Origin of the sequence: Citrobacter sp. Cpo103, from assembly GCF_030332605.1 — a bacterium.
GTDB classification, from domain to species: domain Bacteria; phylum Pseudomonadota; class Gammaproteobacteria; order Enterobacterales; family Enterobacteriaceae; genus Citrobacter; species Citrobacter portucalensis.
Window position 1 is genome coordinate 101,987 of record NZ_JAOWHO010000025.1, and the last position, 26,690, is coordinate 128,676.

A 26,690-nucleotide genomic window follows, 5' to 3' on the forward strand; every position below is an offset into this window, starting at 1 on the left:
CCGAATTACCCTATTTTTACGGAGACGATAATGAATTCGCTACAACAACGGTCAACCGCCTTAGAACTCACATCACTACCTGATGGATTTGCTTTAACGTACCACCAGCGCCTGATTTTACGTCACAGCACAGAAACCCCTTGTCTATGGATCGGCGCTGGCGTTGCCGACATTGACATGTTTCGCGGCAACTTCAGCATCAAAGACAAGCTCAATGAGAAGATTGCTCTGACCGACGCCACGGTTAGCGAGTCACCTGATGGCTGGCTGGTACATTTCAGCCGCGGTAATACCATCAACGCCACGCTGCACATCTCTACCGATGAACAGGGCCGCCTGAAGCTGGACCTGCACAACGATGATCTCAGCCATAACCGCATCTGGCTGCGTCTGGCAGCCAACCCGGACGATCATATTTACGGCTGCGGTGAACAATTCTCTTACTTCGATTTGCGCGGAAAACCCTTCCCACTGTGGACCAGCGAACAGGGCGTGGGCCGTAACAAAAACAGCTATGTCACCTGGCAGGCTGACTGCAAAGAAAATGCCGGCGGAGACTACTACTGGACCTTCTTCCCGCAGCCGACCTTCGTCAGCACACAGAAGTACTACTGCCACGTTGATAACAGTTGCTATATGAATTTCGACTTCAGCGCACCGGAGTATCACGAGCTGGCGCTGTGGGAAGACAAAACCACCCTGTGCTTTGAGTGCGCCGACACGTATATTTCCCTGCTGGAAAAACTGACCGCGCTGTTAGGTCGCCAGCCGGAGCTGCCGGACTGGATATACGACGGCGTCACGCTCGGTATTCAGGGCGGTACTGAGATTTGCCAGAACAAACTGGACACCATGCGTAACGCAGGCGTGAAAGTAAACGGCATCTGGGCGCAGGATTGGTCCGGGATCCGCATGACCTCCTTTGGCAAGCGCGTGATGTGGAACTGGAAGTGGAACAGCGAAAACTATCCGCAGTTGGATAACCGTATTAAGCAGTGGAAAGAAGAAGGCGTGCAGTTTCTCTCCTACATCAACCCATACGTCGCCAGCGATAAAGATCTCTGTGCCGAAGCTGCCGCTCGCGGTTATCTGGCGAAAGATGCCTCAGGCGCTGACTATTTGGTTGAGTTCGGCGAGTTTTACGGCGGTGTGGTCGATCTGACCAACCCCGAAGCCTACAACTGGTTCAAAGAAGTCATCAAAAAGAACATGATTGAGCTGGGCTGCGGCGGTTGGATGGCCGACTTTGGCGAATATCTGCCAACCGATACGTATCTGCACAACGGCGTCAGCGCTGAAATTATGCATAACGCCTGGCCCGCACTGTGGGCGAAATGCAACTACGAAGCGTTACAGGAGACCGGCAAACTCGGCGAGATCCTGTTCTTTATGCGTGCGGGCTACACCGGCAGCCAGAAGTACTCCACCATGATGTGGGCAGGCGATCAGAACGTTGACTGGAGCCTCGACGACGGTCTGGCTTCCGTCGTTCCTGCGGCGCTGTCGCTGGCGATGACCGGTCACGGTCTGCACCACAGCGATATCGGCGGCTACACCACCCTGTTTGACATGAAACGCAGCAAAGAGCTGCTGTTGCGCTGGTGTGACTTCAGTGCCTTCACGCCGATGATGCGCACCCACGAAGGTAACCGCCCTGGCGATAACTGGCAGTTTGATGGTGATGCTGAAACCATCGCCCACTTTGCCCGTATGACCACCGTCTTTACCACCCTGAAACCGTATCTAAAACAGGCTGTCGCGCAAAACAGCGCTATCGGTCTGCCGGTGATGCGCCCGCTGTTCCTGCATTACGAAGACGATGCTCGGACCTATACCCTGAAATATCAGTATCTGCTGGGACAAGATTTGCTGGTCGCGCCGGTTCACGAACAGGGCCAGCAAAACTGGACGCTGTATCTGCCAGAGGATAGCTGGGTAAACGTCTGGACTGGGGAAACTTACCAGGGCGGTGAAATTACCGTAGATGCGCCTATCGGCAAGCCTCCGGTGTTTTATCGCGCGAAGAGTGAATGGGCGTCACTGTTTGCCACCTTACGCAATATCTAACACGGCTCGCCCGCGGGGAAACTCGCGGGCACATGGAGAATAATAATGAGTCAGACTTCCTCTAATCCGGCAACCCTACGCTTGCCGTTCAAAGAAAAACTCGCCTATGGGATGGGTGATTTAGGCTCCAATATCCTGTTGGACATTGGTACCCTCTATTTACTCAAGTTTTATACCGATGTCCTTGGTTTACCAGGAACTTATGGCGGCATCATTTTCCTTATCGCCAAATTTTTTACCGCGTTTACCGATATGGGCACCGGGATTATGCTCGATTCCCGCCGCAAAATCGGCCCGAAAGGGAAATTCCGTCCGTTCGTTCTTTACGCCGCATTTCCAGTTACGTTGCTGGCGATTGCCAACTTTGTCGGTACACCGTTTGAAGTAACCGGTAAAACGGTGATGGCAACGGTGCTGTTTATGCTGTACGGACTGTTCTTCAGCATGATGAACTGCTCCTATGGTGCAATGGTTCCCGCGATTACGAAAAATCCGGACGAGCGCGCTTCACTGGCAGCCTGGCGACAAGGGGGCGCAACCTTGGGTTTGTTGCTATGTACAGTCGGCTTTGTACCGGTAATGAACTTGATCGAAGGCAATTCACAGCTGGGTTATATCTTCGCCGCCACGTTGTTCTCGCTGTTTGGCCTGCTGTTTATGTGGCTGTGCTATGCCGGGGTAAAAGAACGCTACGTGGAAGTGAAACCCGTGGATGCCGCGCAAAAACCGGGATTATTGCAATCCTTCCGCGCCATCGCCGGTAACCGCCCTTTGTTTATTCTGTGCGTTGCCAACCTTTGTACGCTTGGCGCATTTAACGTTAAGTTGGCAATTCAGGTCTATTACACCCAGTACGTACTGAATGACCCAATTCTCCTTTCCTGGATGGGCTTTTTCAGCATGGGCTGTATCTTCATCGGCGTCTTCTTGATGCCTGGAATGGTTAGACGTTTCGGCAAGAAAAAAGTCTACATTGGCGGTTTGCTAATTTGGGTCGCGGGGGATTTGCTTAACTACTTCTTTGGTGGCGGTTCCGTCAGCTTTGTCGCCTTCTCCTGCCTGGCGTTCTTCGGCTCAGCATTCGTTAACAGCCTGAACTGGGCGCTGGTCTCCGATACGGTGGAATATGGCGAATGGCGAACCGGCGTACGCTCTGAAGGCACGGTATACACCGGTTTCACCTTCTTTCGTAAAGTTTCACAAGCGCTGGCGGGATTCTTCCCCGGCTGGATGCTGACGCAAATCGGCTACGTTCCCAACGTGGTGCAATCAGCAAGTACGGTCGAAGGTTTGCGTCAGTTGATCTTTATTTATCCCTGCGCTTTAGCGGTGATCACCATTGTGGCTATGGGCTGTTTCTACAACCTTAACGAGAAGATGTATGTCCGCATCGTTGAAGAGATAGAAGCGCGTAAACAACCCGTTTGATAATAATAATTAATAGCGCTCTACGGGGCGCTATTGAGGAGCGATTATGTCTTTTCATGATCCGCTAACGCTAAAACTGAGCCTGCGTGAAAAATTCGCCTACGGAGTGGGTGACTTCGGCTCAAATTTGATGCTGTGTATCGGCACACTGTATCTGCTTAAATTTTATACCGATGAACTAGGGATGCCGGCGTATTACGGTGGGATTATCTTTCTGGTGGCGAAGTTCTTCACCGCCTTCACTGATATGTTGACCGGTGTATTGCTGGACTCAAGGCGTAATATTGGCGCAAAAGGTAAATTCAGACCTTTTATTTTGTATGCGTCATTTCCTGTCGCAGTTGTTGCCAGCGCGCAGTTTTTGGCGACAGATTTTACGCTAACGGTAAAAACTGGGCTGGCGACAGTATTGTTTATGCTATTCGGTCTGTTCTATAGCCTGATGAACTGCTCCTACGGCGCGATGGTGCCTGCGATCACTAAAAACCCGCATGAACGCGCTCAGCTCGCCGCCTGGCGTCAGGGCGGCGCTACCGTTGGTCTGTTACTGTGCACCGTTGGCTTTATGCCGATTCAAGCGCTATTTGTCAGTTCATCCTCGCTGGGTTATCTGATCGCCGCACTGATCTTTTCAGTCTGCGGGCTGTTCAGCATGTGGTGGTGTTTCAGCGGAGTGAAGGAACGCTACATTGAAATCGTGCCGGATCACCATAAGCCCAGCATTCTCAAATCGTTCTGTGCCATTTTCCGTAACCCTCCCCTGCTGGTGCTGTGTGTCGCCAACTTATGCACGCTAGCGGCATTCAACATCAAGCTGGCAATCCAGGTGTACTACACCCAGTACGTGCTCAATGATATTCATCTGCTGTCGTGGATGGGGTTCTTCAGCATGGGATGCATTCTGGTTGGGGTGCTGCTGGTTCCCGCTGCGGTGAAACGCTTCGGTAAAAAGCAGGTTTACCTCGGCGGTCTGGCATTATGGGCTATCGGCGATGTACTGAACTTTTTCTGGGGCAGCACATCATTTTTGTTCGTGACATTCTCCTGTATGGCCTTCTTCGGAACCGCTTTTGTTAACAGCCTGAACTGGGCGCTGGTTCCGGATACGGTCGATTATGGCGAATGGAAAACAGGGATCCGCGCGGAAGGTTCGGTGTATACGGGTTATACCTTTTCGCGCAAAATTTCCGCTGCGCTCGCTGGTTTCCTGCCGGGCATCATGCTGACGCAAATCGGTTATATCCCCAACATAACCCAAAGCGATGCAACTTTGCTCGGCCTGCGTCAGCTTATTTTCCTCTGGCCTTGTGGGCTGGCCATTATCGCTGCATTCACAATGGGTTTATTTTATAAGCTCAACGAAACTCGCTTTGCTTTTATTATTGAGGAAATCAGCCAACGGAAGAAAAACAATACTCTATCGAATCCTGTTACCACTAAAAATAATACCTCTGCTGTAAACGTATAAAAATAATAGCCGCCTATTCCATCTTAATGGATGGCGGCCTCCCTACGCTTAAAAAATGGATTTATTATGAAAAAGTTAACAACAATAATTCTCTTATCTTCGGTTGCTTCTACCTCTGTTTTTGCGGGTGCCTATGTCGAGAACCGCGAGGCATATAATCTGGCGTCAGATCAGATAGAAGTGATGATGCGCGTTGGCTATAACTCCGATATGGGCGCGGGTATCATGCTCACCAACACCTACACCATGCAACGCAAGGATGAGTTAAAACACGGCTATAATGAAATAGAGGGCTGGTATCCGTTATTTAAACCGACAGATAAATTAACTATCCAGCCAGGTGGGTTGATAAATGATAAGAGTGCGGGTTCCGGTGGTGCGGCTTATCTGGATGTTAACTATAAATTTACCCCATGGTTTAATCTTACCGTGCGTAACCGATATAACCATAATAACTACAGCTCAACCGATCTAAACGGTGACCAGGACAATAATGATACCTATGAAATAGGCAACTACTGGAATTTTACTATCACCGATAAATTTTCCTATACCTTTGAGCCGCACTATTTTATTCGAGTGAATGACTTCAATAGCAGTAACGGAAAAGATCATCACTGGGAGATTACGAATACCTTCAAGTATCGTATCAATGAACACTGGTTACCCTACCTGGAACTACGCTGGTTAGATCGCAATGTAGAACCTTATCACCGCGAACAAAATCAAATTCGTGTCGGGGCTAAGTATTTCTTCTAATTCTTCCGGGATAAAAAAAGCCGCTGATAATCAGCGGCTTTTTTGTGCTTACCTGAAAAAGAGTGTTAATTACTCTTCTTTCGCGCCACGCATTGCACGGCGACGATCGTTTTCAGTCAGGTGACGCTTACGGATACGGATAGAGGTTGGGGTAACTTCTACCAGTTCGTCGTCATCGATGAATTCCAGAGCCTGCTCCAGAGTCATCTTAACAGGCGGAACCAGAACCGTTGCTTCGTCAGTACCGGACGCACGCATGTTGGTCAGTTTCTTACCGGTCAGGCAGTTTACAGTCAGGTCGTTAGAGCGGCTGTGAATACCGATGATCTGGCCTTCGTAAACTTCAGCACCGTGACCCAGGAACAGCTTACCGCGGTCCTGCAGGCTGAACAGTGCGAACGCAACTGCTTTACCCTGGCCGTTGGAGATCAGTACGCCGTTCTGACGCTGACCCACATCACCCGCACGAACATCGTCGTAGTGGCTGAAAGTGGAGTACAGCAGACCGGTACCGGAGGTCATGGTCATGAATTCTGAACGGAAGCCGATCAGACCACGGCTTGGGATCACGTAGTCAAGACGTACGCGGCCTTTGCCATCTGGATTCATGTTTTTCAGGTCGCCTTTACGCTCACCCAGAGCCTGCATCACAGAACCCTGATGCTGCTCTTCAACGTCCAGCGTTACGTTTTCGAACGGCTCTTGTTTACGGCCGTCGATTTCGCGGAAGATTACTTTCGGACGGGAAACCGCCATTTCGAAACCTTCACGACGCATGTTTTCGATCAGAACAGACAGGTGCAGTTCACCACGACCGGATACACGGAACGCATCCGCATCTTCGGTTTCTTCAACGCGCAGCGCAACGTTGTGCACCAGCTCTTTGTTCAGGCGGTCAAGGATCTGACGAGAGGTAACATATTTACCTTCTTTACCGCAGAATGGAGAGGTGTTTACGCAGAAGAACATGGTTACGGTCGGTTCATCAACGGACAGAGCTGGCAGCGCTTCAACATTCTGCGGGTCGCAGATGGTGTCGGAGATGTTCAGTTCGCCCAGACCGGTGATCGCGATGATATCGCCTGCTTCGGCAATATCACTCTCGATACGTTCCAGACCCAGATGGGTCAGAACTTTACCGACTTTACCGTTACGGGTTTTGCCTTCGCTATCAATGATAGTGATCTGCTGGTTCGGTTTAACTTTACCGCGTTTGATACGGCCGATACCGATTACGCCAACGTAGTTGTTGTAGTCCAGCTGAGAGATTTGCATCTGCAGCGGGCCATCAAGATCTACATTCGGAGCCGGTACACGATCAACGATAGTCTGATACAGCGGAGTCATGTCTTCAGCCATGTCTTCGTGATCCAGACCCGCGATACCGTTCAGCGCAGAAGCGTAAACGATCGGGAAGTCCAGCTGCTCGTCGGTAGCGTCGAGGTTAACGAACAGGTCAAATACCTGATCAACAACCCAATCAGGACGCGCACCAGGACGGTCAACTTTGTTGATAACAACAATTGGCTTCAGGCCATGGGCAAAGGCTTTTTTGGTCACGAAGCGCGTCTGCGGCATCGGACCGTCCATTGCATCCACCACCAGCAGCACAGAGTCGACCATGGACATTACACGTTCAACTTCACCACCGAAGTCGGCGTGCCCCGGGGTATCAACGATGTTGATACGGTAGTCATTCCATTTGATAGCGGTGTTTTTAGCGAGGATAGTAATCCCACGCTCTTTCTCCAAATCGTTGGAGTCCATCACGCGCTCTTGGGTTTCAGCACGTGCATCGAACGTACCGGATTGTTGGAGCAGCTTGTCTACCAGGGTCGTTTTACCATGGTCTACGTGCGCGATGATGGCGATGTTACGCAAATTTTCGATCACAACTTTGCCTCAGGCATTTTAGAAATAGCGCGTTATTGTACACGGATTAATCGCAGTACAAAACAGGATCACAAACATCCTCCGCAAACAAGTATTGCAGAGTTTCTTTGTGATCACATTCACGGAGCGTTAAAAGGGGTAATCTGACATGCTTTGCACCAATATGGTGCTTAATGTTCACATTAAAGCACTATAATGGTGCAATACAACCTTCATGGTGCAGCCCCTTTGCACGATGGTGCGCATGATAACGCCTTTTAGGGGCAATTTAAAAGTTGGCACAGATTTCGCTTTATATTTTTTATGGCGACACGGCCAATTTTTGCAGAATTGAAGACTTCGTTACCACGACGACAATGACCAATCCGGGAGAGTAAGTATGTCCGCTGAACACGTTTTGACGATGCTGAACGAGCACGAAGTGAAGTTTGTTGATTTACGCTTCACTGATACCAAAGGCAAAGAACAGCACGTCACTATTCCTGCTCATCAGGTAAATGCCGAATTCTTTGAAGAAGGCAAAATGTTTGACGGCTCCTCAATCGGTGGCTGGAAAGGCATTAACGAATCAGACATGGTTCTGATGCCAGATGCGTCTACTGCTCTCATCGACCCGTTCTTTGAAGAGTCTACCCTGATCATCCGTTGCGATATCCTGGAACCAGGTACGCTGCAGGGCTATGACCGTGACCCACGCTCCATCGCTAAACGTGCTGAAGAGTATCTGCGTTCTACCGGCATCGCAGACACCGTTCTGTTCGGGCCAGAGCCAGAGTTCTTCCTGTTTGACGACATCCGTTTCGGCGCATCTATTTCCGGTTCCCACGTGGCTATCGATGACATCGAAGGCGCATGGAACTCCTCCACCAAATACGAAGGTGGTAACAAAGGTCACCGTCCAGGCGTGAAAGGCGGTTACTTCCCGGTTCCTCCGGTAGATTCTTCTCAGGATATCCGTTCTACCATGTGTCTGATCATGGAAGAAATGGGCCTGGTTGTTGAAGCGCATCACCACGAAGTGGCGACTGCTGGTCAGAACGAAATCGCGACCCGCTTTAACACCATGACCAAAAAAGCGGACGAAATTCAGATCTACAAATATGTCGTTCACAACGTCGCTCACCGTTTCGGTAAAACCGCAACCTTTATGCCAAAACCAATGTTTGGCGATAACGGTTCCGGCATGCACTGCCACATGTCCCTGTCCAAGAACGGCGTAAACCTGTTCTCCGGTGACAAATATGCAGGTCTGTCTGAGCAGGCGCTGTACTACATCGGTGGCGTAATCAAACACGCTAAAGCGATCAACGCCCTGGCTAACCCGACCACCAACTCCTACAAGCGTCTGGTCCCGGGTTACGAAGCGCCGGTCATGCTGGCTTACTCTGCCCGTAACCGTTCTGCGTCTATCCGTATCCCGGTAGTTGCTTCTCCGAAAGCTCGTCGTATCGAAGTGCGTTTCCCGGACCCGGCTGCTAACCCGTACCTGTGCTTCGCAGCGCTGCTGATGGCTGGTCTTGACGGTATTAAGAACAAGATCCACCCGGGCGAAGCAATGGACAAAAACCTGTACGACCTGCCGCCGGAAGAAGCGAAAGAGATCCCACAGGTTGCTGGTTCTCTGGAAGAAGCACTGAAAGAACTGGATCTGGACCGCGAGTTCCTGACCGCAGGCGGCGTGTTCACTAATGAAGCGATCGATGCGTACATTGCGCTGCGTCGCGAAGAAGATGACCGCGTGCGTATGACTCCGCACCCGGTAGAGTTTGAGCTGTACTACAGCGTTTAATCGTTTGAGTTGCCGTGGAACTTTTAGCCTGCTCAGGCAGGCTTGAGATCGATGGCGAATGATAGGACGCCTGATGGAGCAAACTTATCAGGCCTGGAGGGTAACATTACCTTGTAGGCCGGATAAGGCAAAGCCGCCATCCGGCATCTATGTTTGCCAGTCATCTGTAGCCCATCCCAGGATGGGCTTTTTTCTCCACTAACAACCTGCTTTTTCGCGCTTTTTTGATGTAAAACGCTATAATGCACTAAATTGGTGCAACACTTTTCAGGAGACTGCTGAATGGCAACCGGCACGCTGCCCGATGCTGGGCAGATCCTCAATTCTTTAATCAACAGCATCTTACTGGTCGACGATGAGCTGGCTGTACATTACGCCAACCCGGCGGCGCAACAGCTGCTCGCCCAAAGCTCCCGCAAACTATTTGGTACACCGCTTCCCGATCTGTTGAGTTATTTCTCCTTAAACATCGGACTGATGCGAGAGAGCCTGGAAGCAGGCCAGGGCTTTACGGATAACGAAGTGACGCTGGTGATAGACAGCCACTCACATATCCTCTCTGTGACCGCTCAGAGGCTGCCTGATGGCCTTATCTTGCTGGAGATGGCCCCTATGGATAACCAGCGCCGTCTGAGTCAGGAACAGCTCCAGCACGCCCAGCAGATTGCTGCCCGCGATCTGGTGCGTGGTCTGGCACATGAAATTAAAAACCCGCTGGGCGGATTACGCGGCGCGGCGCAACTTCTCAGCAAAGCACTTCCGGACCCGGCGCTGACCGAATATACCAAAGTCATTATTGAACAGGCGGACCGCCTGCGTAATCTGGTCGACCGTCTGCTGGGGCCACAACAGCCGGGAATGCACATCACGGAAAGTATTCACAAAGTGGCGGAACGCGTGGTGGCGCTGGTCTCGATGGAGCTGCCGGAAAACGTCACGCTAATCCGGGATTACGACCCAAGTCTGCCTGAGTTACTGCACGACCCGGACCAGATTGAGCAGGTTTTGCTGAACATCGTGCGCAATGCTTTGCAGGCGCTGGGACCGGAAGGCGGCGAGATCATTCTGCGTACCCGCACCGCGTTTCAGCTCACGCTACACGGCATGCGTTATCGTCTGGCGGCACGAATTGATGTTGAGGATAACGGTCCGGGTATTCCCTCGCATTTGCAGGACACGCTGTTCTACCCAATGGTCAGCGGTCGCGAAGGTGGTACCGGCCTTGGATTATCTATCGCCCGTAATTTGATTGATCAACATTCCGGCAAAATTGAATTTACCAGTTGGCCGGGTCATACCGAGTTCTCGGTTTACCTGCCTATCAGGAAATAAGGTGACGTTTATGCAACGAGGAATAGTCTGGGTCGTTGATGACGATAGTTCCATCCGTTGGGTGCTTGAACGTGCGCTCGCAGGGGCAGGGCTAAGCTGTACCACATTTGAAAGTGGTAAAGAGGTACTGGACGCGCTGGCCAGCAAAACGCCGGACGTGCTGTTGTCGGATATCCGCATGCCGGGTATGGACGGCCTGACGCTGTTAAAACAGATTAAACAGCGGCATCCGATGCTTCCGGTCATCATAATGACCGCGCACTCCGATCTGGATGCCGCCGTCAGCGCCTATCAGCAAGGGGCGTTTGATTATCTGCCTAAACCTTTTGATATTGATGAAGCCGTGGCGCTGGTCGAGCGCGCCATCAGCCATTATCAGGAACAGCAGCAGCCGCGCAATGTTCAGATTAACGGCCCCACAACCGACATCATCGGCGAAGCGCCGGCAATGCAGGATGTCTTTCGCATTATTGGCCGCCTGTCCCGATCGTCAATCAGCGTATTGATAAACGGAGAGTCAGGGACCGGTAAAGAACTGGTCGCCCATGCGTTGCACCGTCATAGCCCGCGCGTCAAAGCGCCGTTTATCGCGCTGAACATGGCGGCTATTCCGAAAGATTTGATCGAATCTGAGCTGTTTGGTCATGAGAAAGGCGCGTTTACCGGGGCGAATACCATTCGTCAGGGGCGCTTTGAACAGGCAGACGGCGGTACGCTGTTCCTCGATGAAATTGGCGATATGCCGCTGGACGTGCAAACGCGTTTATTGCGCGTATTAGCCGATGGACAGTTTTACCGCGTTGGCGGTTACGCGCCCGTAAAGGTAGATGTACGCATTATCGCCGCCACGCACCAGAATCTTGAACTACGCGTGCAGGAAGGCAAATTCCGTGAGGACTTATTCCATCGGCTGAACGTCATTCGGGTACATCTGCCACCACTGCGTGAACGTCGGGAGGATATCCCCCGCCTGGCGCGTCATTTCCTGCAGGAGGCCGCCCGCGAACTGGGGGTGGAAGCCAAACAATTACACCCGGAAACTGAGGCTGCGCTCACCCGTCTGGCCTGGCCAGGTAACGTGCGTCAGCTTGAGAACACCTGCCGCTGGTTAACCGTAATGGCCGCCGGGCAGGAAGTACTGATTCAGGACTTACCAACCGAGCTGTTTGAAACCTCCGTGCCAGACGCACCGTCCCATATGCAGCCGGATAGTTGGGCAACGCTATTGGCACAGTGGGCAGATCGGGCATTACGCTCCGGCCATCAAAACTTGCTTTCCGAGGCCCAACCGGAGATGGAGCGCACGCTGTTGACTACCGCGCTCCGTCATACTCAGGGGCATAAACAGGAAGCGGCACGCTTGCTCGGCTGGGGTCGTAATACCTTGACGCGTAAGCTAAAAGAACTCGGAATGGAGTGACATATCGTCACTGTGTAAAGATTAATAATTGAGCGCAAATAGCTGCTATTTTGCGCTTTACTGTTCCGATGAGTTAAGTATGATCGTGCCCGGAAAACGGGGGGGAAGTCATCATGCTGGAATCAATCATTAATCTGCTGTCGAGCGGTGCAGTCGAAAGCCATACGCCACAAACTGCGGTCGCCGCAGTATTGTGCGCAGCGCTTGTTGGGCTTTTCAGCTAGCGGGTTCGCCGGGTGGCGCTTCGCTTACCCGACCTACGTATTGAGATTTTCGTAGGCACGATAAGCGAAGCGCCACCCGGAAAAGCGTTAAATCACCCGCGAGAATTGCTGCATCCGCGCTTTCTGGCGCAGATACGCATCGAAGCACATGCAAATATTACGGATCAGCAGACGGCCCTTCGGCGTGACCTGAATCCCCTTCTCATCGACATCCACCAGCCCATCCTTCGCCAGCGGTGCCAGCAGTTTCAGGTCTTCGGCAAAATAGTCAGCGAAGTTCAGATCCCATTGCTGTTCCACAGAGGCATAGTCGAGGCGGAAGTTGCAGATCAGGAGCTTAATAACATCACGACGAATGCAGTCATCGCGGGTCAGGGCAATTCCGCGCCACAGCGCGTCACCCTGCTCGTCTACCTGCTGATAATAGCGCTTCAGCTCTTTCTGGTTCTGCGCGTAGTTGTCACCAATCATACTGATGGCTGACACGCCCATTCCCAGCAGATCGGTATCACCCTGGGTGGTATAACCCTGGAAATTACGATGCAGCACACCCTTGCGTTGAGCAATCGCCAGCTCATCATCCGGGCGGGCAAAGTGATCCATACCAATGAACTGATAGCCAGTTTCGGTCAGTGAAGAGATGGTTTCCTGCAGGATATCCAGCTTCTGCTGCGCGCTGGGCAGGTCGGCATCTTTAATTTTGCGCTGAGCGGCAAACAGCGTCGGCAGGTGCGCGTAGTTAAAGACGCTCAGTCGGTCTGGATTCAGCTCAGCAACGCGTTTCAGGGTGAAGGCGAAACTTTCCGGCGTCTGTTTTGGCAAACCATAAATCAGATCGATGTTCGTTGAGGTAAAGCCAATCTCACGCGCATGATTCAGCAGCGCAAAGATAAACTCCTCATCCTGCTCACGGTTCACCAGGCGCTGAACTTCTTTATTGAAGTCCTGCACCCCCATGCTCAGGCGGTTAAAACCTTCAGCGCGTAAATGATCGAGCACATCCAGCTCAATTTCACGCGGATCCACTTCGATCGAAATTTCGGCGTCGTCGTTAAAGTTAAAGTTGCCACGTAGCAGCGACATCAAACGGCTGATTTGCGCTTTATTCAGGTACGTTGGCGTGCCGCCGCCCCAGTGCAGCTGACTGACATGGCGTCCGGCGAACAGCGGTGCGCGATGAATAATTTCTTGTTCTAAGACATCGAGGTATTGATCGGCTTTATGCTGCTGGCGAGTCACGACCTTGTTACAGCCGCAGAAGTAGCACAGCTTGTGGCAGAACGGGATGTGAACGTACAGCGAGAGAGGACGCTCAGGATAACGCGCCACGGCCTTTAGAAATGCCTCAGTGCCGTAGTCTTCAGAAAACTCCAGCGCGGTCGGGTACGAGGTATATCGTGGCCCGGAATAGTTATATTTCTGGATCAGGGCCAGGTCCCAGTCTATTAACTGCTCTGACATGCTCACTCCTTCCGATGGCGTCTCTGGCGGGTACGGCGTACCGACTTAACCCCAGTACGGGTGATAAGTCGGTTGCGCAGCCACTTCTGTCGCCGCGACAACCGCTGTAGTTTAACGAATAACCACACCAGATAACATATAACCGGAAGGGTTATAAGCAGGACGGGAAGACCCACGGTGTAAAACCGTTAGTTGCCGCCTTTCAGCAGGCGCATCATGTCTTCCTGCTTTTCTTCTTCTTCCTCTTCTTCCTCGTCATCGTAAGAAAGACCCAGCTTTTGCATCAGCTCATCGATGCGATCCAGCTTGGCATCAACCCAGGACTGATCTTCCGCGCTCAGGGTTTCTCCTGCTTCAAGACGCTCCAGCAGCGCATCCAGGCGCTCATCCGTTTCCAGTAAATCCAACTCAGCCTGTGGTGAAAGCATAGGTTTCTCACTCTTCGGTTTGTGCTGTTTGGTGACTTTTTCGGTCACGCCCAATGGAATGGGGGTTTTGCTGCCAATACGAGGATCTTTTTGCTTATTTTGGTTTCCGCCACCAGATGCGCCTTCGCTACCGGACGCACGGCTACCTGCCGCATGACCACGGTGTTTTTTCTGGCGCTTACGGTCGCGAGCTTCCTGGTTAATTTCTTCGCGTGTTTTACGACGCGCTTTTGCAGGACCTTTACCGCGTGGTGTAGAAGTTGGTTTCATCATGATTCGTCTTTGGCTGTTTTTATTCAGTATATAATTGCGCCGGAATCTAGCAGAAATAAAGAAAAAAGGCGACAGAGTAATCTGTCGCCTTTTTTCCTGACTCTCAACCCTTACGGGCTCTACAATCCCTGTTGGCTATCAACACACCCTGTTTTTCCCTTAGCCTGTAACATTCCGTGTTGTTTCCATTTCCTTTTACTAACGTCTCCGGACGTTTGTCTTCCTGACAATCCTGTGTCTTCGCCTCCTGGCGCTCCTGACCCTCATCCTGAGTCGTCTATCCTTTCAGCTTCCTCGCTATGGATGCTACTTTACCGTTTTGGTTTAAACGTACAAGTAACCTGGGTAACAATTTCTGATTTTAAGAATAGCGCCCAAATGTAACCATATGATTTGTTTTAGTTCTGTCATTTTTTACTCTGTCATCTCGTATAGAAACTGTCGGCAATGTCTCACAAAGCGCAGGGTTTTTACTTACACAGCCCACTCGTCGAAAAACCAGCCTTTTGCTGGGGTTCAGGTATAATCGCTGCAAAGCCCTGATTGATGGAGAGGACTGCTTTGACTAACTTGAATTATCAACAGACGCACTTTGTGATGAGTGCGCCTGATATTCGCCACTTACCTTCCGATACCGGTATCGAAGTGGCTTTTGCTGGCCGTTCCAACGCAGGCAAATCCAGTGCGCTAAATACCCTGACGAATCAAAAAGGTCTGGCGCGTACATCTAAAACGCCGGGTCGTACTCAGCTCATCAACCTGTTTGAAGTCGTTGACGGCAAACGCCTGGTCGATTTGCCAGGATACGGTTATGCCGAAGTTCCGGAAGAGATGAAGCGTAAATGGCAACGCGCGCTGGCTGAATATCTGGAAAAGCGTCAGAGCCTGCAAGGTCTGGTAGTGCTGATGGATATTCGTCACCCGTTAAAAGATCTCGATCAACAGATGATCCTGTGGGCGGTTGAGAGCAACGTTCAGGTTCTGGTACTGCTGACTAAAGCAGATAAGCTGGCCAGCGGTGCACGCAAAGCGCAGCTGAATATGGTACGTGAAGCCGTACTGGCATTTAACGGTGACGTGCAGGTAGAAGCATTTTCATCGCTGAAAAAACTGGGTGTGGACAAACTGCGGCAAAAACTGGATAGCTGGTTTAGTGAACTGGCACCGGTTGAAGAGGAGCAGGACGGGGAATAACCCACCGATATGCCGGATGGCGCCGCTGCGCGTCTTATCCGGCCTACAGCATGTGCAAAACTTTTCTTTCGCACAATAAAAAACGCCCCAGTCATTACTGACTGGGGCGGCTAAAATATTCAGCCAAATCCGATTACGTGAAGTAAAAGGTCTGAAAGATAGAACATCTTACCTCTGTACCCTACGAGAATAACTTTACTCTTTTTTGAGCAGCTCAGAAAGCACTTTTTGTAATTTTTTTTCATTCCTTACATAGGGAATTCTAATGGACATCACAAAAAGCTCTCTCTTATGTTGCTTAGTTACGAAAAAGGGGCGTTATTAAGTAAACCCTTAGTGCGCCTGATCCCAGTTTTCACCACTCCCGACTTCCACCAGCAACGGCACGTCAATCTGGGTCTCGTTTTCCATCAGTTGGTGGATCTTTTTAGAGACGCTTTCCAGATCATCTTTGTGCACTTCAAACACCAGTTCATCGTGTACCTGCATGATCATGCGCACGCGCGGTTGCTCGGTTTGCAGCCATCCATCCACAGCAATCATGGCTCGCTTGATAATATCTGCGGCAGTTCCCTGCATCGGGGCGTTAATGGCCGCACGTTCAGCACCAGCGCGACGAGCACCATTACTGGATTTAATATCCGGTAAATAGAGACGGCGACCTTCCAGCGTTTCTACATAGCCTTGCTCTTTCGCCTGCGCGCGGGTACGTTCCATGTATTCCAACACACCTGGGTAGCGTTCAAAGTAGAGATCCATGTACTTCTGTGCTTCTTTGCGCGGAATATTCAACTGGCGCGCCAAACCAAAGGCGCTCATCCCGTAGATCAAACCGAAGTTGATGGCTTTCGCGCTGCGGCGTTGTTCGCTGGTCACGGAATCAAGCGGTAAACCAAAGACTTCAGCCGCCGTTGCGCGGTGAATGTCTTTCCCTTCGGCAAACGCGGTAAGCAGACCTTTATCACGTGAAAGGTGCGCCATGATACGCAGTTCAATCTGTGAGTAGTCCGCAGAGACAATCACGTAGTCTTCTGGCGCAATGAACGCCTGACGAATACGACGACCTTCGTCATTCCGTACCGGGATGTTTTGCAGGTTTGGATCCGTTGAAGACAAGCGCCCGGTGGCGGTAACCGCCTGATGGTAGGAGGTGTGCACGCGTCCGGTTTTCTTGTTAATCATCAACGGAAGCTTATCCGTATAGGTCGACTTCAGTTTTGCTAAACCACGATATTCCAGGATCACTTTCGGCAATGGGTAATCCAGCGCGAGCTCTTCCAGTACCTCTTCCGACGTTGATGGCGCGCCGCCTGGGGTTTTCTTCAACGGCTTAATACCCTGCTTTTCAAACAGGATAGTTTGCAGTTGCTTAGTGGAAGAGAGGTTAAACGCTTCTCCGGCGATCTCGTGCGCTTTTTGCTCCAGCTCATTCAAACGCAGCGTCAGCTCTTCTGAATGCTTGTGCAGAACAGCCGGATCGATTTTCACACCGTTGCGCTCAACGCGAGACAAAACCGGCACCAGCGGCATATCGATATTTTCAAAGACGTTCAACGGCCCTTTATGCTGCTGCAATTCTGGCCACATCTTCAGATGCAGCTGTAACGTAACGTCGGCGTCTTCCGCAGCGTAACGACCAGCCTCTTCCAGTGCTATCTGGTTAAAGGTCAGCTGGTTTTTGCCTTTTCCAGCAATCTCTTCAAAGGTGATGGTCTTATGTTTCAGCCAGCGGTCCGACAGGCTGTCCATATCGTGTCGTCCAGCGACGCTGTTAAGAATGTAGGATTCGAGCATGGTGTCAAAAGTGATGCCGCGCAGCTCGATGCCATAGTTCGCCAGGATGCCGCGATCGTACTTCAGGTTTTGCCCGACTTTGTGCGCGTTCTCATCTTCCAGCAGCGGCTTTAGCAGCTCCAGCGCGCGGTCGCGCGCGATCTGGTCAGGGGCATCCAGGTAATCGTGGGCAACAGGAACATACGCCGCCACACCCGGTTCAATGGCAAAAGACAGGCCAACCAGATTCGCGGAAATGTTGTCCAGGCTGTCAGTTTCAGTATCGAAGGCAAAGACAGGTGCTTTTTTCAGCTTAGCGATCCACGCTTCCAGCGTCGCTTCGTCCAGAATCGTCACATAGTTATCGTACGAAAGAACCGTGGCCGGCTCCTCAGGCGTTTCATCGACGACAATAGTTTCTTGCGGTTTTGCCGCCGGCTTCGTCCCTTTAGCCTGTAGCCATTTACCCGCTTCAACGTCGGTAACCCAACGTTTAAATTCATACTGTTTAAACAGGCCAAGCAGTTCTTCTGCAGCGGGCTGACGCACTTCAAGCTGCTCACAGGTCAATTCCAGCTCAACATCCGTTTTGATGGTAGCCAATTGATAAGAGAGGTACGCCACCTCTTTGTTCTGCTCAAGTTTGCCCGCCATGGTTTTCGCACCACGGAAGGTCAGCCCCGCTATTTTGTCTGATTCGGCATAGAGGGTATCCAGCCCACCCAGCCCCTGCAGCAGTGCCTGAGCGGTTTTTTCGCCTACGCCTGGAACGCCAGGAATGTTATCTGAGGAATCCCCCATCAGCGCCAGGAAATCGATGATCAGTTCCGGCGGGACGCCGTACTTATTCACAACTTCTTCCGGGCCGAGGATCGTATTGGTCATGGTGTTGATAAGGGTGATATTCGGCGTCACTAACTGAGCCATATCTTTATCACCGGTGCTAATCAGCACCGGGCGACCGATCTTCTCTGCTTCCCGCGCCAGCGTACCGATAACATCGTCCGCCTCCACGCCAGAAACAGCCAACAGTGGCAGCCCCATCGCCTTTACCATCGCATGCAGAGGTTCAATCTGCGCACGCAGATCGTCCGGCATCGGTGGGCGGTGAGACTTATAATGTTCGAATAATTCATCACGGAAGGTTTTACCCTTGGCGTCGAATACCACCGCTGCATGGGTTGGTTGATATTGCAGAATCAAGCTACGCAGCATGTTGAGGACACCGTACATCGCGCCCGTAGGTTCTCCTGCGCTGTTAGTCAGCGGTGGGAACGCGTGGTATGCGCGATACAGGTAAGATGAGCCATCTACAAGGATAAGTGGGTTTTCTGGGATCTGAACCATAATGTCCGTGCCTGTTTATCAGATTATGGGTAAAGGATGCCACAGACAGGATGAAAACATGAGTTTTTCGCCGCATTTGTCGAAAAACTTTTGCAGATCTTCTGCTTTGCTCGCAAAGAAAGCTGTGGATAACTTTGTGAATAAATAATTTTCAGCTCTTTAAATATAGCAAGGCAATTAATGCTCCATTATATTTATACAATAATTTCAATTGGTTAAATAAACTCACGGCATTTTATTCCATTTTTACAGCTTATATCCTGATGTGGATAGATATTCTCTTTTTTTCTATTCAGGGAAGATCCATCATTTGGTTCGTTTTCTGATAAAATCAGCCCCTTGCGCCTCTTTCGCGCACTGTCTATGGCTAACCTTTTGAATAATTTAATTATGACGAGAATACTCGCTGCGATAACGCTGTTGCTGAGTATCGTGTTGACCATATTGGTCACGATTTTTTGTTCTGTGCCGATCATCCTTGCCGGGGTTGTGAAACTCCTTTTGCCCATTCCTGTCGTCTGGCGCAAGGTTTCCGTCTTCTGTAATTTCATGATGTACTGCTGGTGTGAAGGTCTGGCGCTACTGCTGCACCTTAATCCGCGGCTGAAGTGGGATGTTGAAGGGCTGGAAGGTCTTAGCAAGAAAAACTGGTATCTGCTCATTTGTAATCATTACAGCTGGGCCGATATCGTTGTGCTTTGCGTTCTGTTCCGTAAGCACATCCCGATGAATAAATATTTCCTCAAGCAGCAGTTGGCCTGGGTGCCCTTTATTGGCCTGGCCTGCTGGGCGCTGGATATGCCGTTTATGAAACGCTATTCACGTGGCTATCTGCTTCGCCATCCGGAACGCCGTGGTAAAGATGTCGAAACAACGCGTCGTTCCTGCGAGAAGTTTCGCGTACACCCGACAACCATTGTGAATTTTGTCGAAGGTTCACGCTTTACCAAAGATAAACGTGAGCAAACCCGCTCTCCTTATCAAAACCTGCTCCCTCCTAAAGCGGCAGGTATTGCAATGGCATTGAACGTACTGGGGTCACAGTTCGATAAAATGTTGAACGTCACGTTGTGCTATCCGGAAAACAGTAGCCGACCGTTCTACGATATGCTGAGCGGTAAGCTAACGCGGATTGTCGTGCGGGTGAATCTGGAGCCAATCCATGAAGAGTTACACGGTGATTACGTGAACGATAAGGCATTCAAGCGCCGCTTTCAGCTGTGGTTGAATACGCTGTGGAGTGAGAAAGACGCGCAGCTCGACGCGATTAAAGCCTCAAAATAAAAAAGCCGGTCAGTGACCGGCTTTTGCTTTTACTTCTGACCGACCAGGTATTTCACGGTATCCGCATACTGTTGTACAAAGATATCCATGCTGCTGGTATCCATGCCCTGCGGGTTGACCTGATATTTGCCATTCACGAACATCGCCGGAACGCCCTGCAGCTGTAAATCAGCCGCTGCTTTTTCCTGCTGTGCCACGAGAGATTTCACTACGAAGCTGTTCCATGCCGCATCATAGTCTTCGCCTTTAATACCCGCATCGACAAACACTTTACGGATATCAGCAACAGACTGAACGGTCTGGGTTTTCTGAACCCCTTCAAACAGCGGAACAGTGACCTGATCTTCAACGCCCAGCGCCATAGCAACCGCCCATGCCTGCGTCAGATCTTTGCCCAAAGGCCCCAGAAACTCGACGTGGTATTTGGTCATCTTGGTGCCTTCCGGCAGTTTTTTCTTCACGTTATCAGAGACGTGAAGCACTTCTTCAAACTGATAGCAGTGCGGGCAGTAGAAGGAGAAGAACTCCAACACTTGCGGTTCACCCGCAACTGGCTTTTCCAGAGTGATGTATTGTTTACCATCCTGGAACTGCGCTGCAGATGCGCTAAAAGCTAAGACCATACCAGCCAGCGCCAGCCATATTTTTTTCATGTTCAAGTTTCTCCGATTAATAAATTGGCGTTAATTGTAAGGGGGGCTCTTGCAGAATTTTTGCCTGCTCAATAAAGGTCGCGGTCTGACGATGCCAGTAATCTTCCCCGGTTAACCACGGGAAGTTTTTTGGGAACGCAGGGTCAGCCCAACGTCGAATCAGCCAGGCAAGATAATAAACTAAACGCATAGCGCGTAAAGGTTCTATCAGTCCGATTTCAGAGATGTCGAACTCACTAAACTCTTCATAAGCCTCGATAATGGTTTCTAGCTGCATGCGTTGTTCAGCTTTATCACCATTGAGGAGCATCCATAAATCCTGAATAGCCGGACCATTGCGGGCATCATCTAAATCGACAAACATCGGGCCATCGCGCCACAGAATATTACCGGCATGACAATCACCGTGCAGGCGTAACGTAGTAAAACGCGTATGCCAGCGATCGGTAACCACCGCGATAAGCGCATCCGTTGCCTTCAGGAAAGCCGCTTTTTGCCCTGATGGGATAAGCTGTGCGTGTTCAAAAACTTTACGCGGCTCAGTCAGGTATTCTTCAAGGCCAATCGTCGGTCGGAAGGCAAAAGTACACTTGGATCCGGTCTGGTGCATACGCCCGAGATAGCGCCCGACCGCCTCCATTTGATCGATGTTGTCGGCCTCAAACTGGCGCCCACCGACGCTGGGGAAGATCGCATAATGGAAACCCTGGTGGCTTAACAGCGTTTGGCCGTTCAGTACCAACGGCGCAGCTACCGGGACTTCATCGCTTACCTGTTCCAGAGCAAACTGGTGCTCTTCCTGGATCTGATCGACAGACCAACGTTCAGGGCGATAAAACTTAACGACAAAGCGTCGACGGTCTTCGTCCTGGAATTGATAGACACGGTTTTCATAGCTGTTAAGCGGGGTAAGCCCGGAATCCACCCGGATCCCCTGCTCAAACAGTGCATCCATGATGGTATCCGGGTGTAGCGTCTGGAAATTAAAAGCGTTGTCGTTCATCCAATCATCCGGAAAATACTACGAATGATTCAGGATATCATTTCGCAGCGCTTTCGGTGGCGGCGATTACAAGCTTTTACTCTTTAATTACACCACGAGCGCGGAGTAGTGCGGTTTTAAAATCTTCTTCATAATCTTTCTGAATACCTGGAATGACAGCATCCTTCGCTGAGTCTCGCATTTTCAGGTGATAGATCAGAATGTCATCAGTTAAATCCGCCAGTTCGCCGTCAAAACCTGACTCTTGCGCCAGTTTCTGCAAAAATTGCATCAGGTTAAGATCGGGTTCCTTCTGCCAGGCTGGCTGGAGGAGTTCAATAACTTCATTCAGACGTTTACATTTCATGGTTGTGCTCCTTAGGCTCAATACAGATACGTTAGCAGGGTCAATCCCACATTAAAAGAGGCGATATCAGTGATTCTGGATAGTGCAATAACAGGGGTTGTGCTGGCTGGCGGTAAGGCCAGACGGATGGGTGGAACCGATAAAGGTCTGCTTGAACTGGACGGTAAACCTCTTTGGCGGCATGTGGCCGACATTCTCGCTTTGCAGGTCGAAACCGTGGTGGTTAATGCCAATCGCCACCGGGATATATACCAGCAAAGCGGCCTGAAAGTTATTCCCGATTCCTTGGCCGATTTCCCTGGCCCACTGGCCGGGATGCTATCGGTATTCCTGCAGCAAACGGGGGAGTGGTTTCTGTTTTGCCCGTGCGATATGCCCTATATTCCTCACGATCTGGTCGCTCGTCTAAAAGAGCAACGTAAAGATGCACCCGTTGTCTGGGTGCATGATGGGGAAAGAGATCACCCAACCATTGCGCTGATGCACCGCTCTATGCAGCCTTTGCTGCAGGATTATCTTCAGTCCGGTGAACGACGTGTCATGGTCTTTATGCGTCTGGCTGGCGGTCATGCTGTCGATTTCAGCGATCATAAAGATGCGTTCGTAAACGTGAATACCCCCGAAGAGCTCGCAAAATGGCAGGAAAAATCATGATCCCATTACTCGCCATTGCAGCATGGAGCGGCACGGGAAAAACCACGCTGCTCAAAAAGTTGATCCCGGAACTACGTGCCAGAGGTATACGTCCCGGATTGATTAAACATACTCATCACAATATGGATGTCGACAAGCCCGGTAAAGATAGTTATGAACTGCGCAAAGCCGGTGCAGCACAAACGCTGGTCGCCAGCCAGCAACGTTGGGCATTAATGGTAGAAACACCGGAAGAGCCCGAACTGGATTTAGCGTATCTGGTAAGCCGGATGGATGCAGCGACGTTGGATCTAGTGCTGGTTGAAGGGTTTAAGCATGAACCTGTCGCTAAGATCGTGCTTTTTCGCGACGGTTGCGGGCATAGTCCTGAAGAATTGGCGATAGACGAATATGTTATCGCGGTTGCCAGTGATGTTCCGCTGGCGGTGGATGTTCCATTGTTAGACATCAACGATATACAGCAACTTGCTGATTTTGTTACGCAATGGATAAGATGGTAACCGTGGTGTTGTGATGCGCCTGATGCGCTGCGCTTATCAGGCCTACAAAATACGTTCAGCCCAGCCCCTGCACGCCGCATCCGGCGGTTTTCATCCCGCACAGACGCAAAAAAGCCCATCCGGCAGGATGGGCTTCTTCACCTTAATTGATGCCTGGCAGTTCCCTACTCTCGCATGGGGAGACCCCACACTACCATCGGCGCTACGGCGTTTCACTTCTGAGTTCGGCATGGGGTCAGGTGGGACCACCGCGCTACAGCCGCCAGGCAAATTCTGTTTATCAACACGCTTTTGCATGTCAATCTAATCTGTAATCAGGCTGAATATTGTCTCTGTCTTTCGCCAAAACATCTTCGGCGTTGTAAGGTTAAGCCTCACGGTTCATTAGTATCGGTTAGCTCAATGTATCGCTACACTTACACACCCGACCTATCAACGTCGTCGTCTTCAACGTTCCTTCAGGACTCTCAAGGAGTCAGGGAGAACTCATCTCGGGGCAAGTTTCGTGCTTAGATGCTTTCAGCACTTATCTCTTCCGCATTTAGCTACCGGGCAATGCCATTGGCATGACAACCCGAACACCAGTGATGCGTCCACTCCGGTCCTCTCGTACTAGGAGCAGCCCCCCTCAATTCTCCAGCGCCCACGGCAGATAGGGACCGAACTGTCTCACGACGTTCTAAACCCAGCTCGCGTACCACTTTAAATGGCGAACAGCCATACCCTTGGGACCTACTTCAGCCCCAGGATGTGATGAGCCGACATCGAGGTGCCAAACACCGCCGTCGATATGAACTCTTGGGCGGTATCAGCCTGTTATCCCCGGAGTACCTTTTATCCGTTGAGCGATGGCCCTTCCATTCAGAACCACCGGATCACTAAGACCTGCTTTCGCACCTGCTCGAGCCGTCACTCTCGCAGTCAAGCTAGCTTATGCCTTTGCACTAACCTCCTGATGTCCGACCAGGATTAGCTAACCTTCGTGCTCCTCCGTTACTCTTTAGGAGGAGACCGCCCCAGTCAAACTACCCACCAGACACTGTCCGCAACCCGGATCACGGGTCTACGTTAGAACACCAGCCATTAAAGGGTGGTATTTCAAGGATGGCTCCATGCAGACTGGCGTCCACACTTCAAAGCCTCCCACCTATCCTACACATCAAGGACCAGTGTTCAGTGTCAAGCTATAGTAAAGGTTCACGGGGTCTTTCCGTCTTGCCGCGGGTACACTGCATCTTCACAGCGAGTTCAATTTCACTGAGTCTCGGGTGGAGACAGCCTGGCCATCATTACGCCATTCGTGCAGGTCGGAACTTACCCGACAAGGAATTTCGCTACCTTAGGACCGTTATAGTTACGGCCGCCGTTTACCGGGGCTTCGATCAAGAGCTTCTCCTTACGGATAACCCCATCAATTAACCTTCCGGCACCGGGCAGGCGTCACACCGTATACGTCCACTTTCGTGTTTGCACAGTGCTGTGTTTTTAATAAACAGTTGCAGCCAGCTGGTATCTTCGACTGATTTCAGCTCCATGGGTAAACCACTTCACCTACATATCAGCGTGCCTTCTCCCGAAGTTACGGCACCATTTTGCCTAGTTCCTTCACCCGAGTTCTCTCAAGCGCCTTGGTATTCTCTACCTGACCACCTGTGTCGGTTTGGGGTACGATTTCGTGTTACCTGATGCTTAGAGGCTTTTCCTGGAAGCAGGGCATTTGTTACTTCAGCACCGTAGTGCCTCGTCATCACACCTCAGCGTTAATAAGGTACCGGATTTACCTGGAACCTCCGCCTACATGCTTAAACCGGGACAACCGTCGCCCGGCTAACATAGCCTTCTCCGTCCCCCCTTCGCAGTAACACCAAGTACAGGAATATTAACCTGTTTCCCATCGACTACGCCTTTCGGCCTCGCCTTAGGGGTCGACTCACCCTGCCCCGATTAACGTTGGACAGGAACCCTTGGTCTTCCGGCGTGCGGGTTTTTCACCCGCATTATCGTTACTTATGTCAGCATTCGCACTTCTGATACCTCCAGCATACCTCACGATACACCTTCAACGGCTTACAGAACGCTCCCCTACCCAACAACACATAGTGTCGCTGCCGCAGCTTCGGTGCATGGTTTAGCCCCGTTACATCTTCCGCGCAGGCCGACTCGACCAGTGAGCTATTACGCTTTCTTTAAATGATGGCTGCTTCTAAGCCAACATCCTGGCTGTCTGTGCCTTCCCACATCGTTTCCCACTTAACCATGACTTTGGGACCTTAGCTGGCGGTCTGGGTTGTTTCCCTCTTCACGACGGACGTTAGCACCCGCCGTGTGTCTCCCGTGATAACATTCTTCGGTATTCGCAGTTTGCATCGGGTTGGTAAGTCGGGATGACCCCCTAGCCGAAACAGTGCTCTACCCCCGAAGATGAGTTCACGAGGCGCTACCTAAATAGCTTTCGGGGAGAACCAGCTATCTCCCGGTTTGATTGGCCTTTCACCCCCAGCCACAAGTCATCCGCTAATTTTTCAACATTAGTCGGTTCGGTCCTCCAGTTAGTGTTACCCAACCTTCAACCTGCCCATGGCTAGATCACCGGGTTTCGGGTCTATACCCTGCAACTTAACGCCCAGTTAAGACTCGGTTTCCCTTCGGCTCCCCTATTCGGTTAACCTTGCTACAGAATATAAGTCGCTGACCCATTATACAAAAGGTACGCAGTCACACCCCAAAGGGTGCTCCCACTGCTTGTACGTACACGGTTTCAGGTTCTTTTTCACTCCCCTCGCCGGGGTTCTTTTCGCCTTTCCCTCACGGTACTGGTTCACTATCGGTCAGTCAGGAGTATTTAGCCTTGGAGGATGGTCCCCCCATATTCAGACAGGATACCACGTGTCCCGCCCTACTCTTCGAGTTCACAACACATGCACTTTTGTGTACGGGACTTTCACCCTGTATCGTGCGACTTTCCAGACGCTTCCACTAACACACATGCTGATTCAGACTCTGGGCTGCTCCCCGTTCGCTCGCCGCTACTGGGGGAATCTCGGTTGATTTCTTTTCCTCGGGGTACTTAGATGTTTCAGTTCCCCCGGTTCGCTTCATTACGCTATGTATTCACGTAATGATAGTGTGACGAATCACACTGGGTTTCCCCATTCGGAAATCGCCGGTTATAACGGTTCATATCACCTTACCGACGCTTATCGCAGATTAGCACGTCCTTCATCGCCTCTGACTGCCAGGGCATCCACCGTGTACGCTTAGTCGCTTAACCTCACAACCCGAAGATGTTTCTTTCGATTCATTATCGGTTTGCAAAAATTTGAGAGACTCGAACACACCGCTTTTCATTTCTTATTACGGAGAAATGAAACAGTGTGTCGTTTCAATTTTCAGC

At 51.0% G+C, this 26,690-nt stretch carries 19 protein-coding genes, 2 rRNA genes and 2 pseudogenes; 12 read left to right on the forward strand and 11 right to left on the reverse strand.

Going from position 1 to position 26,690, the window contains the following annotated elements; translation table 11 throughout:
* The first annotated feature begins 30 nt into the window (after positions 1 to 30).
* The 4 genes from OGX89_RS07670 to ompL all read left to right on the forward strand — a co-directional run bounded on the left by OGX89_RS07670 (position 31) and on the right by ompL (position 5,722).
* Positions 31 to 2,067 (forward strand): alpha-glucosidase, encoded by a 2,037-nt coding sequence (locus tag OGX89_RS07670; protein WP_126957463.1) that lies wholly within the window; start codon positions 31 to 33, stop codon positions 2,065 to 2,067.
* Between the two features lie 45 nt (positions 2,068 to 2,112).
* Complete coding sequence (locus tag OGX89_RS07675) at positions 2,113 to 3,495, forward strand: MFS transporter (RefSeq protein WP_003825308.1); 1,383 nt, start codon at positions 2,113 to 2,115, stop codon at positions 3,493 to 3,495.
* Between the two features lie 46 nt (positions 3,496 to 3,541).
* Positions 3,542 to 4,963, forward strand: a complete 1,422-nt coding sequence (locus OGX89_RS07680; RefSeq protein ID WP_126957465.1) for an MFS transporter — start codon at positions 3,542 to 3,544, stop codon at positions 4,961 to 4,963.
* A gap of 66 nt (positions 4,964 to 5,029) precedes the next feature.
* On the forward strand, positions 5,030 to 5,722 hold the full coding sequence (gene ompL, locus OGX89_RS07685; RefSeq protein ID WP_003825311.1) for a porin OmpL: 693 nt from the start codon (positions 5,030 to 5,032) through the stop codon (positions 5,720 to 5,722).
* Positions 5,723 to 5,791: 69 nt separating this feature from the next.
* On the opposite strand, the gene typA is transcribed toward ompL, so the two are convergent.
* Positions 5,792 to 7,615, reverse strand: coding sequence for a ribosome-dependent GTPase TypA (gene typA / locus OGX89_RS07690; protein ID WP_003028641.1), 1,824 nt, complete (start codon positions 7,613 to 7,615; stop codon positions 5,792 to 5,794).
* Positions 7,616 to 7,994: 379 nt separating this feature from the next.
* Here typA and glnA point away from each other — a divergent pair, with 379 nt between their 5' ends.
* From glnA to OGX89_RS07710, 4 genes are all read left to right on the forward strand, one after another.
* A complete protein-coding gene (gene glnA / locus OGX89_RS07695; RefSeq protein WP_003825314.1) occupies positions 7,995 to 9,404 on the forward strand; it encodes a glutamate--ammonia ligase in 1,410 nt (469 codons plus the stop codon).
* Positions 9,405 to 9,686: 282 nt separating this feature from the next.
* Positions 9,687 to 10,736: a nitrogen regulation protein NR(II) gene (glnL, locus tag OGX89_RS07700; RefSeq protein WP_008786986.1), complete on the forward strand. Its 1,050-nt coding sequence runs from the start codon at positions 9,687 to 9,689 to the stop codon at positions 10,734 to 10,736.
* Positions 10,737 to 10,746: 10 nt separating this feature from the next.
* Positions 10,747 to 12,156, forward strand: a complete 1,410-nt coding sequence (gene glnG, locus OGX89_RS07705) for a nitrogen regulation protein NR(I) (RefSeq protein WP_003825317.1) — start codon at positions 10,747 to 10,749, stop codon at positions 12,154 to 12,156.
* Between the two features lie 113 nt (positions 12,157 to 12,269).
* On the forward strand, positions 12,270 to 12,380 hold the full coding sequence (locus OGX89_RS07710; RefSeq protein ID WP_020996121.1) for a YshB family small membrane protein: 111 nt from the start codon (positions 12,270 to 12,272) through the stop codon (positions 12,378 to 12,380).
* 87 nt (positions 12,381 to 12,467) lie between these two features.
* On the opposite strand, the gene hemN is transcribed toward OGX89_RS07710, so the two are convergent.
* The 3 genes and pseudogenes from hemN to OGX89_RS07725 all read right to left on the reverse strand — a co-directional run bounded on the left by hemN (position 12,468) and on the right by OGX89_RS07725 (position 14,894).
* Complete coding sequence (gene hemN, locus OGX89_RS07715) at positions 12,468 to 13,841, reverse strand: oxygen-independent coproporphyrinogen III oxidase (RefSeq protein WP_003825321.1); 1,374 nt, start codon at positions 13,839 to 13,841, stop codon at positions 12,468 to 12,470.
* A 188-nt stretch (positions 13,842 to 14,029) separates the two neighbouring features.
* Entirely contained in the window at positions 14,030 to 14,539 is a 510-nt protein-coding gene (gene yihI, locus OGX89_RS07720) for a Der GTPase-activating protein YihI (protein ID WP_003028627.1), read from the reverse strand.
* 106 nt (positions 14,540 to 14,645) lie between these two features.
* Positions 14,646 to 14,894, reverse strand: a pseudogene (locus OGX89_RS07725) (hypothetical protein).
* Between the two features lie 209 nt (positions 14,895 to 15,103).
* Between OGX89_RS07725 and yihA the strand changes: the two are divergent.
* Positions 15,104 to 15,736 (forward strand): ribosome biogenesis GTP-binding protein YihA/YsxC, encoded by a 633-nt coding sequence (gene yihA, locus OGX89_RS07730; RefSeq protein ID WP_063941722.1) that lies wholly within the window; start codon positions 15,104 to 15,106, stop codon positions 15,734 to 15,736.
* Between the two features lie 119 nt (positions 15,737 to 15,855).
* Here the strand turns inward: yihA and spfP are convergent, their stop codons facing one another.
* A complete protein-coding gene (gene spfP, locus OGX89_RS23865; RefSeq protein ID WP_071892919.1) occupies positions 15,856 to 15,903 on the reverse strand; it encodes a small protein SpfP in 48 nt (15 codons plus the stop codon).
* Positions 15,904 to 16,069: 166 nt separating this feature from the next.
* Positions 16,070 to 18,856: a DNA polymerase I gene (gene polA, locus OGX89_RS07735; RefSeq protein WP_126319657.1), complete on the reverse strand. Its 2,787-nt coding sequence runs from the start codon at positions 18,854 to 18,856 to the stop codon at positions 16,070 to 16,072.
* 363 nt (positions 18,857 to 19,219) lie between these two features.
* On the opposite strand from polA, the pseudogene yihG reads away from it, so the two are divergent.
* Positions 19,220 to 20,156 (forward strand): annotated as a pseudogene (gene yihG / locus OGX89_RS07740) (1-acylglycerol-3-phosphate O-acyltransferase, YihG family).
* Positions 20,157 to 20,169: 13 nt separating this feature from the next.
* Here yihG and dsbA read toward each other — a convergent pair.
* From dsbA to OGX89_RS07755, 3 genes are all read right to left on the reverse strand, one after another.
* A complete protein-coding gene (gene dsbA, locus OGX89_RS07745) occupies positions 20,170 to 20,793 on the reverse strand; it encodes a thiol:disulfide interchange protein DsbA (protein WP_003028621.1) in 624 nt (207 codons plus the stop codon).
* Positions 20,794 to 20,809: 16 nt separating this feature from the next.
* Complete coding sequence (locus tag OGX89_RS07750) at positions 20,810 to 21,796, reverse strand: serine/threonine protein kinase (RefSeq protein WP_126957467.1); 987 nt, start codon at positions 21,794 to 21,796, stop codon at positions 20,810 to 20,812.
* 76 nt (positions 21,797 to 21,872) lie between these two features.
* Positions 21,873 to 22,142: a YihD family protein gene (locus tag OGX89_RS07755; RefSeq protein ID WP_003028616.1), complete on the reverse strand. Its 270-nt coding sequence runs from the start codon at positions 22,140 to 22,142 to the stop codon at positions 21,873 to 21,875.
* A gap of 69 nt (positions 22,143 to 22,211) precedes the next feature.
* On the opposite strand from OGX89_RS07755, the gene mobA reads away from it, so the two are divergent.
* Positions 22,212 to 22,796 (forward strand): molybdenum cofactor guanylyltransferase MobA, encoded by a 585-nt coding sequence (gene mobA / locus OGX89_RS07760; RefSeq protein ID WP_003825335.1) that lies wholly within the window; start codon positions 22,212 to 22,214, stop codon positions 22,794 to 22,796.
* A complete protein-coding gene (gene mobB / locus OGX89_RS07765; protein WP_103015350.1) occupies positions 22,778 to 23,296 on the forward strand; it encodes a molybdopterin-guanine dinucleotide biosynthesis protein MobB in 519 nt (172 codons plus the stop codon). The genes mobA and mobB overlap by 19 nt, the downstream gene beginning before the upstream one ends.
* 151 nt (positions 23,297 to 23,447) lie before the next feature.
* On the opposite strand, the gene rrf is transcribed toward mobB, so the two are convergent.
* Together rrf and OGX89_RS07775 are read right to left on the reverse strand one after the other, a co-directional pair.
* Positions 23,448 to 23,563, reverse strand: a 5S ribosomal RNA gene (gene rrf, locus OGX89_RS07770).
* 96 nt (positions 23,564 to 23,659) lie between these two features.
* A 23S ribosomal RNA gene (locus OGX89_RS07775) occupies positions 23,660 to 26,567 on the reverse strand.
* Positions 26,568 to 26,690: the final 123 nt, after the last annotated feature.